This window comes from Paracoccus sp. (in: a-proteobacteria), assembly GCF_046289755.1.
GTDB lineage: Bacteria > Pseudomonadota > Alphaproteobacteria > Rhodobacterales > Rhodobacteraceae > Paracoccus.
Genome location: NZ_JBKBVD010000080.1, coordinates 1 through 9,418, shown reverse-complemented (window position 1 = coordinate 9,418; position 9,418 = coordinate 1). Strand labels below are relative to the sequence as shown.

Below are 9,418 nucleotides of genomic sequence, written 5' to 3'. Positions count from 1 at the left end.
TGGGTGGGTGGGGGGGGGGGGGTGTGGGGGGGGTGGGGGGGGGGGGGGGGGGGGGGGGCGCGGGGGCCCCGCCCCCCCCCCCCCCCCCCCCCCCCCGCCGCCGGGATCAGTGCACGCTGACCGGGGTCAGTTCGTTCTGGCGCGCCAGCATGAAGGCGGCACTGCGTTCCTTGACCAGTGCCAGTCGCTCGCCCTCGTTGTCATGCAGCGCATACATCGCTTCGACGCCGGGCAGCTGGCTGCGGATCTCGTGCGGAAGCGACGCGGTCGAGATCTTGCGGATATAGACGGTCTTGGCGCCGGTCTCGGCGCCGGAAACTGCTCTGTTGTCCATTGTGATCCCCTTATTATTTGCGGCTGATCGGAATGGTCTGAACCACCTGTTGCGGCTGCACGCGGCGAAGATCCACATGCAGCAGCCCGTTCTCCATCGCGGCGCCGGTCACCTCGACCCCATCGGCCAGCACGAAGCTGCGCTGAAAGGCGCGGGCGGCGATGCCGCGGTGCAGAAAGACGCGCTTGTCCTCGGCCTCGGTGGTGCGGCCCCGGATCACCAGCTGGCGGTCCTCGGTCGTCACACTCAGGTCGTCTTCGGAAAAGCCCGCCACGGCAAGGGTGATGCGAAACCCGTCCGGGGCGATATGCTCGATATTGTAAGGCGGATAGCCTTCCGCCCCCTTGGCTGCACGTTCGGCCAGCCGTTCCAACTGGTCGAAGCCCAGAAGATAGGGGTGCGACCCCAGAGACATCTTAGTCATCTCAGCCCTTTCTTGTCAAAGCGACTGTCTGGTGCGGGCCCCGTCACGGCGACCCCTCACCTTCAAATATGGAAGGACGCGCGGCGGTTTGCAAGATGCCGCTCTGGCTGCGCGGCCGCAGTCACGCGCAACGGTCGGTTGCAACAGTTTCCGGGACGGCGACGGTTTCCGTTAACAGCAGCGCCTTGCCGCGCTATAGTCGGGGGAAGGCAGAACTCTGTGCAGAGAATACCGATGAACATGCAGCATTCGATGACCCATGAGGAAATTCTGCGCGCCCGGCGCGAGGCGCTGCGCTGCGAGCATCGCGACCTCGACGAGGCGATTGCGGCGTTGCAGGACCAGCAGCTGACCTCGTCGCTGGCGCTTCAGCGGCTCAAGAAGCAAAAGCTGATGCTCAAGGACAAGATCGCCCGGATCGAGGACGAGATAACCCCCGACATCATCGCCTGATTGCGACCGGTCCCGCGCCGCGCTATGGGGGCGGGAAACATGGGGGACCGGGCGATGGACATACATGTCGGAATCATCATGGGCAGCCAGTCCGACTGGCCGACCATGCGCGAGGCGGCGCAGATCCTTGATGAGCTCGGGATCCCGCACGAGGCCCGGATCGTCAGCGCCCATCGCACCCCGGACAGGCTGTGGGACTATGGCAGATCAGCGGTCGGGCGCGGCCTGAAGGTCATTATCGCAGGGGCAGGGGGCGCGGCCCATCTGCCGGGCATGATGGCCAGCAAGACCCGTGTGCCGGTGATCGGCGTGCCGGTCCAGACCAAGGCGCTGTCGGGCGTCGATTCGCTCTATTCCATCCTGCAGATGCCCAAGGGCTATCCGGTCGCCACCATGGCCATCGGGGCGGCGGGCGCGGCCAATGCCGGGCTGATGGCGGCGGCTATTCTGGCGCTGTCCGATCCCGCGATCGCGCAGCGGCTGGACGACTGGCGCAGCGCCCTCTCGGCCTCGATCCCCGAGGAGCCGCGCGATGACTGAGATCCGCACCATTGGCATTCTGGGCGGCGGCCAGCTGGGGCGCATGCTGTCGGCGGCGGCCAGCCGTCTGGGACTGCGCTGCCATATCTTTGAACCGGGCGCGGCCCCTGCGGGCGATGTCGCCTGGCGCGTGACCACCGCCCCCTACGAGGATCACGACGCGCTGCGCGCCTTTGCCGGATCCGTCGATGTCATCACCTATGAATTCGAGAATGTGCCGACTGCCGCGCTGGACCTGCTGGAATCGCTGCGCCCGATCCGGCCCGGTCGCCGCGCGCTCGCCATTTCGCAGGACCGGCTGACCGAAAAGACCTTCCTGAACCAGATCGGCCTGCGCACCGCCCCCTTTGCCGATGTGCCCGATCAGACCGAGCTGGAGGGCGCGCTGGCCACAATCGGGCGCCCCGCGATCCTCAAGACCCGCCGCCTGGGCTATGACGGCAAGGGCCAGATCCGCATTCACGAGGGCGGCGATCCCGGCTGGACCGGCGCCCCTTCGGTGCTGGAGGGCTTCGTCGATTTCACCGCCGAGATCAGCGTGATCATCGCGCGGGGCGCCGACGGGCAGGTCGCGGGCTTTGATCCCGGCCTGAATGTCCATGAGGGCGGGATCCTGCGGACGACAACCGTTCCCTGCGGCCAGCCCGCGCGGGTGACGACCGATGCGGTGCTGATCGCGGCCCGGATCGCCAATGCGCTCGACTATGTCGGCGTCATGGGGGTCGAACTGTTCGTCACGCCCGAGGGCCTGATCGTCAACGAGATCGCACCGCGCGTGCACAATTCCGGCCATTGGACGCAGGCGGGCTGCGCCGTCGATCAGTTCGAACAGCATATCCGCGCGGTGGCCGGGATGCCGCTTGGCGATGGCAAACGCCATGCCGATGTGGTGATGGAGAACCTGATCGGCGCCGATATGGACCGCCTGCCCGCGCTGCTGGCCCAGCCCCGCACCCAGATCCATCTCTATGGCAAGGGCGAGGCACGTCCGGGCCGCAAGATGGGCCATCTGAACCGCATCACCCCCGCCTGATCGCCTCTGATCGCCGGCAGCGCCTTTTCTTCTTCATGAAAATATCCCGCAGGGGGTCCGGGGGGCGCGCAGCCCCCCGGCGGTCGCGGGACGCATTCCTGTTCCGGCGCCCTATTCCGCCGCCAGCTTGCCCGCCGTCTCCGAGCCGGGCTTCATCCTGAACCCCCGCTCCAGCTGGTCAAACGGTGCGACCGGATAATCGCCAGAGAAACAGGCGTCACAATATTGCGGGCATTTCGTATTGCGCCCGCCAGCCTCACCCACGGCGCGATAAAGTCCGTCCAACGTCACAAAGGACAGGCTGTCGACGCCGATCCATTCGCGCATCTCGTCGGGCGTCATATTGGCGGCCAGCAGCTTGTCGCGGTCGGGCGTGTCGACGCCGTAGAAACAGGGCCATGCGGTGGGGGGGCTGGCGATGCGAAAATGCACTTCGGCGGCGCCCGCATCCAGGATCATGTCCTTGATCTTGCGGCTGGTGGTGCCGCGCACGACGCTGTCATCGACCAGAACCACCCGCTTGCCCGCGATCAGGGCGCGGTTCACGTTCAGCTTCAGCCGCACGCCCATATTGCGGATCTGCTCGGACGGCTCGATGAAGGTCCGGCCCATATACTGGTTGCGGATGATCCCCATGCCGTAAGGGATGCCCGATTCCTGCGCATAGCCGATGGCGGCGGGCGTGCCGCTGTCGGGGACGGGGCAGACCAGATCGGCCTCGACCGGGGCTTCGCGGGCCAGCTCGACGCCGATCTGGCGCCGCGTCTCATAGACCGACCGGCCGCCGATGATCGAATCGGGGCGCGAGAAATAGACATGCTCGAAGATACAGAACCGCCCCGTGGACGGCCCGAAGGGGCGCGAACTTTCGATCTGACCCTTCGAGATCACGACCATCTCGCCCGGCTCGACCTCGCGCACGAATTCGGCGCCGATAATGTCCAGCGCGCAGGTCTCGGAGGCCAGCACATAACCGTCCTCACCCACCTTGCCGATGACCAGTGGCCGCACGCCAAGCGCGTCGCGCACGCCGATCAGCTTGGTGCGGGTCATGGCGATGACCGAAAACGCCCCCTCGATCCGGCGCAGCGCATCCTTCATCCGCTCGGGGATGTTGCGCTGGATGGACCGCGCCATCAGATGGATGATGCATTCGCTGTCGGACGAGGACTGAAAGATCGAGCCCCGCTCGATCAGCTCGCGGCGCAGGGCGCTCGCATTGGTGATATTGCCGTTATGGGCGATGGCGCAGCCGCCCATGTGAAACTCGCCAAAGAACGGCTGCACGTCGCGGATCGCGGTGTTGGCCTTGGTGCCTGCGGTGGAATAGCGGACATGGCCGATGGCCAGGGGCCCCGGCAGGGTCGCCATCAGTTCGGGCTTGGTAAAGCTGTCACGCACATAGCCGAAGCGGTGGGCGCTGTTGAACCCGTGGGCGGGGTCATGGGTCACGATGCCGCCTGCCTCTTGCCCGCGATGTTGCAGGGCGTGCAGGCCGAGGGCCACGAAATTCGCCGCATCGGCGACGCCGATCGCTCCGAAGATGCCGCATTCTTCATGCAGACGGTCCGAATCGAACGGATGGGCCAGAAATGGTTGCATTGCTGCGGACCTCGATGGCTGGGGGCTGTCGCGGGACATCTAGTCCCTGTGCCCCGCAAAGTCACGCCCCCGCGGTCGGGCGGGGGCGCTTTTTCGTCATGGGATCGTCGTATTCGGGCCGGGCCTGCGCCGGACGCCGCAAGCGAGGCTCAGTTCGCGGGTGCCGCGGCCGGCGGCGTTGCGGTGGGCTGGACGGTGCTGGCGGTGGCGGTGCAGTCGCGGACCATCTGTTCGTAACGGTTCACGATCCAGCCCGGCGCGTCGTCGGGAATGCTGTCATCCATCTGGCCGCGCATCCGCTCGAACACCTGGGCCGAGCGGGACTGTTCGACCATGCCAAGCTGCTGGGTCGTCATCACCCGGTCATAGACGATGAAGGCGATGGCCACCAACAGGATGCCGCGCGCCACGCCGAAGACAAAGCCGATGCCCTGATCGACCCCGCCAAGCGCCGAGCGCTGCACGACCGAGGAAAACAGCGGCGTGATGATCGAAAAGATCACCAGCGCCAGCGCAAAGACCACGGCAAAACCCGCGATCGTGGCCAGTTCGCAACTGTCGCCCATGAAGCGGTCCACCACCGGCAGTTGCGCAATCATCGGGCGCACGGTGGGCGCGAAGATGAAAGCCAGCACGGCAGCCGCGATCCATCCCAGAATCGCCAGCGATTCGCGTACGAATCCCCGCGACCAGGCGAGGATTGCCGATAGGATGATGACTGCTGCCACCACGGCGTCGATGATCGTAAAGCCGTCCATATTCCTGCCCCTTGCGCCGGTTGTCCTTGTCTATCAGGCGGTTCAGCCGGCGCCGAAAACCTCGCCCACAAATCCCGTCAGGTCGGCAATGCGCCGCAGCGACATTCCGTCCTGGCCTTCGACCTTCTGGGCCTCGGGCAAAATCGCCTGTGTGAAACCAAGTTTCTGCGCCTCTTTCAACCGGTTTTCCGCCTGCGCGACCGGGCGCAGCGCGCCCGACAGGCTGATTTCACCGAAAAGCACCGCCTCGGGGGGCAGGGGATTGTCCTCGCGCGCTGACAAAAGCGCGCCTGCAATCGCCAGATCGGCGGCGGGTTCGGCGACTTTCATGCCGCCTGCCACGTTGAGAAACACATCCAGCCCCGCAAAGGGAATGCCGCAGCGCGCCTCCAGCACCGCAAGGATGGTGCTGACCCGGCCACTGTCCAGCCCGACCACCGTGCGGCGGGGGCTGGCCAGCGTCGAGGGGGCCACCAGCGCCTGCACCTCGGTCAGCACGGGCCGCGTGCCCTCGATGCCTGCGAAGACCGCGCTGCCCGCGATGGGCTGACCGCGTTCGGACAGAAACAGCGCCGAGGGGTTGGCGACCTCGGCCAGACCGGCGCCGGTCATCTCGAACACGCCGATCTCGCCCGAGGGGCCGAAGCGGTTCTTGACCGAGCGGAGGATGCGGAACTGGTGGCCGCGCTCGCCCTCGAAATACAGCACGCAATCGACCATATGCTCGACCACGCGGGGGCCCGCGATCTGGCCGTCCTTGGTGACATGGCCCACAAGGATCACCGCAACGCCGCGTTTCTTGGCGAAGGTCACAAGTTCGTGGGCAGCAGAGCGGACCTGCGCGACGCTGCCCGGTGCGGCCTCGACCGTGTCCGACCACAGCGTCTGGATCGAATCGATCACAGCCACATCGGGGCGTTCGGCATCCAGCGTGGTCAGGATGTCGCGCAGGTTGGTTTCGGCGCCAAGCCGCATCGGCGCGTCGGCCAGACCAAGGCGCAGGGCGCGCATGCGGACCTGCGCGCTGGCCTCTTCGCCGCTGAAATAGATGGCCTGCATGCCGCTTTTCGACAGCGCGGCGGCGGCCTGCAGCAGCAGCGTCGATTTGCCGATGCCGGGATCGCCGCCGACCAGCAGCGCCGAGCCGGGCACGAGACCGCCGCCCAGCACGCGGTCGAACTCCTCCATCCCGGCGCGGAAGCGGGGCGGCGGCGGTTCGGTCGTGGACAGGCCCGACAGCGGCACCGCGCGGCCCTTGGCGGCGCCGAGGCCGCGACCGGGGCCCTGGGACAGCGGCGCCTCTTCGATGATGGTGTTCCAGGCGCCACACGCCTCGCAGCGCCCGGCCCATTTCTTGTGGGCGGTGCCGCAGGCGGTGCAGGTGAAGGCTGTGGTTGGTTTGGCCATGGGGTTATGTCGCACCCGGTGCTGGGCGTCGCAAGTTGGATATTTAAGTGAAGAAGAAGGGTTCACGGCAATGTCGGCTTGAATTCCGGGCGGGGCGGGGTCAGGGTCCGGGCGGATTTTGCGAAGGCGTATCATGTCCGGCACCAGACCCTTTTCCCGTTTCGAATTCCTGATCGCGTGGCGCTATCTGCGGGCCCGGCGGGCCGAGGGTGGCGTCAGCGTGATGACCTGGATCAGTTTGATCGGCATTGCCCTGGGGGTGATGGCGCTGATTGCCACGCTGGCGGTGCGGTCGGGGTTCCGGGCCGAGTTCGTGGACACGATCCTTGGCGCCAATGCGCATACGACCGTCTATCTGTCGCCGCAGCGGATCACGAATGAATTCACCGAAGACGTCTATGTCGTGCCGGGCCGGATCGCTGATTACGAGGCGATGGCGGCGCGGCTGGCCGCGGTTCCGGGCGTCACCCGCACCGCCGCCGTCATCAAGGGGCAGGTCATGGCCAGCGCGAATGACGCCTCGAATGTGGCCGAGGTGTTCGGGATCGCGCCCGCCGATCTGGAGGCGATGCCGCGGATCGTGGACCCCGAGACATCATTCGGGGATCTGGATCGCTTCGGTGAGGGGATCGCCATCGGGTCGGGGATCGCGCGCGAGCTGGGGCTGGGGGTGGGCGACCGCGTGCGGCTGATCGCGCCCGAGGGGGCGCGCACCGCATTCGGCACCACGCCACGGGTGAACGCCTATGAGGTGGTCTATGTCTTCAGCGCGGGTCGCTATGACATCGACCGGACCCGCATCTATATGCCGATGGACGAGGCGCAGAGCTATTTCAACCGCGAAGGCGTGGCCGACGAGATCGAGGTCTTTGTCGATGACCCCGAGCGGGTGGACGACTGGACAGCCCTGCTGATGCAGGCGGCGGGCGAGGGAGCGCAGGTCTGGAACTGGCGCAATGCCTCGGGCTCGTTTCTGGCCGCGCTGGACATGGAGGATGACGTAATGTTCGTCATTCTGTCGGTGCTGGTGCTGATCGCGTCCATGAACATCACCAGCGGGCTGATCATGCTGGTCAAGAACAAGGGCCGCGACATCGGTATTTTGCGCACCATGGGCCTGACCGAGGGATCGGTGCTGCGGGTGTTCTTTCTGTGCGGGGCGTTCACCGGCGTGCTGGGCACGCTGGCCGGGGTCGTTCTGGGCGTTCTGCTGGCGCTGAATGTCGAGAACATCATGGCGGCGCTGAATGCGCTGACCGGCGGCGGGGCGTGGCAACCCGAGGTGCGGGGCATCTATCGCCTGCCCGCCGAATTGCGGCTGTGGGATATTGCCCGCGCCGTCGGTCTGTCGCTGACGCTGTCCTTTATCGTGACCATCTTTCCGGCGCGCCGTGCCGCCCGCATGAACCCGGTGGAGGCGCTGCGCTATGAGTGAGGTTCTGGGGCTGGAGGGGATCGGCAAGACCTATGGCAAGGGCGGTCCTGCGCCCATCGAGGTGCTGCGCGGTCTGGATCTGTCGGTTGCGCGGGGCGAGGTGGTGGCGCTGGTCGCGCCTTCGGGGGCCGGGAAATCGACGCTGCTGCATATTGCCGGGCTGCTGGACACGCCCGACACCGGCCGCATCGTGCTGAACGGGCGCGACATGACCGGGCTGCCCGACCGCACCCGGACCGAGGCGCGGCGGCGCGAGCTGGGCTTTGTCTATCAGTTCCACCATCTGCTGCCCGAGTTCAGCGCCGCCGAGAATATCGTGCTGCCGCAGCTGGCCGAAGGGGTGCCTGCGCGGCAGGCCGCGGCGCGGGCCGCCGATCTGCTGGGCCGTGTCGGGCTGAGCCATCGTGCCGATCACCGTCCCGCGCAATTGTCGGGGGGCGAGCAGCAGCGGGTGGCGTTCTGCCGCGCGCTGGCCAATGGCCCGTCGTTGCTGCTGGCCGATGAGCCGACGGGCAATCTGGACCCCGAAACCTCGGACCGGGTGTTCGGCGTGCTGATGGCGCTGGTGCGCGAGACGGGTCTGTCGGCGCTGATTGCCACGCATAATCACACGTTGGCCGGGCGTATGGACCGGGTGATCCGGCTGGGCGCGCCCGGCGCGATGGCTGGCTGAGCTTGCCCTGAGGCGGTGCATTGGGCATCGTCGGGCATCTGGAAACGAAAAGGGGCGGTCATGCGGGCAATCATTCTGGCAGGTGGCGTGGGACTGGGGCTGGCAGGGGTGATCGCGGCCTGCGCGCCGCAGCCCAGGGCGACCGGGGCACGGGCCGATTTTGCCGCCTATTGCGCGGTCTGTCATGGCGATGACGGCCGGGGTGGCGGGGCGCTGGCCGAGGGGCTGGAGACGGCGCCGCCCGATGTGACGCTGGTGGCGCGCCGCAATGGCGGGGTGTTTCCCAAGACGCAGGTGATGGGCCATATCGCGGGCTATACGATGGGGCGCAGCGACAGCCCCATGCCCGCATTCGCGGATCTGCTGGACGGGCCCACGGTGATGTACGATGACGGCTCGGGGCAGGCGGTGCCGACGCCTGCGCGGCTGGTCGCGCTGGCCGATTATGTCCAGAGCCTGCAACGCTGACCGCTATCTGCTTGCAGCGCAGCGCTGTGGCGACTAGAACGGCTCAAATTTTCAGGCCGCTGCCTTGTCTGCGGCCCTTCCAGCCATGAGGACGATAATGCAGGTCAAGGAAACCCAGAACGAAGGTCTGAAGCGCGGCTATCAGTTCACTCTGCCCGCTGCCGATCTGGCCGCGACGGTGGATGCCAAGCTGAAAGAGGCGCAGCCCGAAGTCGAGATGAAGGGCTTCCGCAAGGGCAAGGTGCCCATGGCCATGCTGAAAAAGCAGTTCGGCCCCCGGGTTCTGGGCGA

The 9,418-nt window shown here is 66.7% G+C and carries 12 protein-coding genes; 7 read left to right on the top strand and 5 right to left on the bottom strand.

Annotated elements, in window-relative coordinates; translation table 11 throughout:
• Window positions 1–106: 106 nt before the first annotated feature.
• Complete coding sequence (locus tag ACK41U_RS18350; protein WP_409683413.1) at window positions 107–334, bottom strand: DUF1150 family protein; 228 nt, start codon at window positions 332–334, stop codon at window positions 107–109.
• A gap of 13 nt (window positions 335–347) precedes the next feature.
• Entirely contained in the window at window positions 348–758 is a 411-nt protein-coding gene (locus ACK41U_RS18345; protein WP_409683410.1) for an Hsp20 family protein, read from the bottom strand.
• Window positions 759–992: 234 nt separating this feature from the next.
• Between ACK41U_RS18345 and ACK41U_RS18340 the strand changes: the two genes are divergently transcribed.
• The 3 genes from ACK41U_RS18340 to ACK41U_RS18330 are packed head-to-tail and all read left to right on the top strand — an operon-like array spanning window position 993 to window position 2,784.
• Entirely contained in the window at window positions 993–1,211 is a 219-nt protein-coding gene (locus ACK41U_RS18340) for a YdcH family protein (protein WP_409683407.1), read from the top strand.
• A 54-nt stretch (window positions 1,212–1,265) separates the two neighbouring features.
• Window positions 1,266–1,751, top strand: coding sequence for a 5-(carboxyamino)imidazole ribonucleotide mutase (gene purE / locus ACK41U_RS18335; protein ID WP_409683404.1), 486 nt, complete (start codon window positions 1,266–1,268; stop codon window positions 1,749–1,751).
• Complete coding sequence (locus tag ACK41U_RS18330) at window positions 1,744–2,784, top strand: 5-(carboxyamino)imidazole ribonucleotide synthase (protein ID WP_409683401.1); 1,041 nt, start codon at window positions 1,744–1,746, stop codon at window positions 2,782–2,784. Before purE ends, ACK41U_RS18330 begins: the two co-directional genes overlap by 8 nt.
• A 111-nt stretch (window positions 2,785–2,895) precedes the next feature.
• Here the strand turns inward: ACK41U_RS18330 and purF are convergent, their stop codons facing one another.
• The 3 genes from purF to radA all read right to left on the bottom strand — a co-directional run bounded on the left by purF (window position 2,896) and on the right by radA (window position 6,551).
• The gene (gene purF / locus ACK41U_RS18325; protein ID WP_409683398.1) at window positions 2,896–4,386 is read right to left on the bottom strand and encodes an amidophosphoribosyltransferase; all 1,491 of its coding nucleotides are present in this window, start codon (window positions 4,384–4,386) and stop codon (window positions 2,896–2,898) included.
• A 149-nt stretch (window positions 4,387–4,535) separates the two neighbouring features.
• Window positions 4,536–5,144 carry a CvpA family protein gene (locus ACK41U_RS18320; protein ID WP_409683396.1) on the bottom strand — a complete coding sequence of 203 codons (609 nt, stop codon included), beginning with the start codon at window positions 5,142–5,144 and terminating at the stop codon, window positions 4,536–4,538.
• Window positions 5,145–5,186: 42 nt separating this feature from the next.
• The gene (gene radA, locus ACK41U_RS18315) at window positions 5,187–6,551 is read right to left on the bottom strand and encodes a DNA repair protein RadA (RefSeq protein ID WP_409683393.1); all 1,365 of its coding nucleotides are present in this window, start codon (window positions 6,549–6,551) and stop codon (window positions 5,187–5,189) included.
• A 133-nt stretch (window positions 6,552–6,684) separates the two neighbouring features.
• On the opposite strand from radA, the gene ACK41U_RS18310 reads away from it, so the two are divergent.
• From ACK41U_RS18310 to ACK41U_RS18295, 4 genes are all read left to right on the top strand, one after another.
• On the top strand, window positions 6,685–7,986 hold the full coding sequence (locus ACK41U_RS18310; protein ID WP_409683390.1) for a lipoprotein-releasing ABC transporter permease subunit: 1,302 nt from the start codon (window positions 6,685–6,687) through the stop codon (window positions 7,984–7,986).
• A complete protein-coding gene (locus ACK41U_RS18305) occupies window positions 7,979–8,659 on the top strand; it encodes an ABC transporter ATP-binding protein (protein WP_409683387.1) in 681 nt (226 codons plus the stop codon). Before ACK41U_RS18310 ends, ACK41U_RS18305 begins: the two co-directional genes overlap by 8 nt.
• A gap of 60 nt (window positions 8,660–8,719) precedes the next feature.
• A complete protein-coding gene (locus ACK41U_RS18300; RefSeq protein WP_409683384.1) occupies window positions 8,720–9,127 on the top strand; it encodes a cytochrome c in 408 nt (135 codons plus the stop codon).
• 97 nt (window positions 9,128–9,224) lie between these two features.
• Window positions 9,225–9,418 (top strand): trigger factor family protein (locus tag ACK41U_RS18295; protein WP_409683381.1); only part of this gene is annotated, 194 nt, incomplete at its 3' end.

Coding starts and splice junctions, on each gene's coding strand:
- ACK41U_RS18350 (WP_409683413.1), bottom strand. CDS start 334: ATGGACAACAGAGCAGTTTCCGGCGCCGAGACCGGCGCCAAGACCGTC.
- ACK41U_RS18310 (WP_409683390.1), top strand. CDS start 6,685: ATGTCCGGCACCAGACCCTTTTCCCGTTTCGAATTCCTGATCGCGTGG.
- purF (WP_409683398.1), bottom strand. CDS start 4,386: ATGCAACCATTTCTGGCCCATCCGTTCGATTCGGACCGTCTGCATGAA.
- purE (WP_409683404.1), top strand. CDS start 1,266: ATGGACATACATGTCGGAATCATCATGGGCAGCCAGTCCGACTGGCCG.
- ACK41U_RS18345 (WP_409683410.1), bottom strand. CDS start 758: ATGACTAAGATGTCTCTGGGGTCGCACCCCTATCTTCTGGGCTTCGAC.
- ACK41U_RS18320 (WP_409683396.1), bottom strand. CDS start 5,144: ATGGACGGCTTTACGATCATCGACGCCGTGGTGGCAGCAGTCATCATC.
- ACK41U_RS18305 (WP_409683387.1), top strand. CDS start 7,979: ATGAGTGAGGTTCTGGGGCTGGAGGGGATCGGCAAGACCTATGGCAAG.
- radA (WP_409683393.1), bottom strand. CDS start 6,551: ATGGCCAAACCAACCACAGCCTTCACCTGCACCGCCTGCGGCACCGCC.
- ACK41U_RS18340 (WP_409683407.1), top strand. CDS start 993: ATGAACATGCAGCATTCGATGACCCATGAGGAAATTCTGCGCGCCCGG.
- ACK41U_RS18300 (WP_409683384.1), top strand. CDS start 8,720: ATGCGGGCAATCATTCTGGCAGGTGGCGTGGGACTGGGGCTGGCAGGG.
- ACK41U_RS18330 (WP_409683401.1), top strand. CDS start 1,744: ATGACTGAGATCCGCACCATTGGCATTCTGGGCGGCGGCCAGCTGGGG.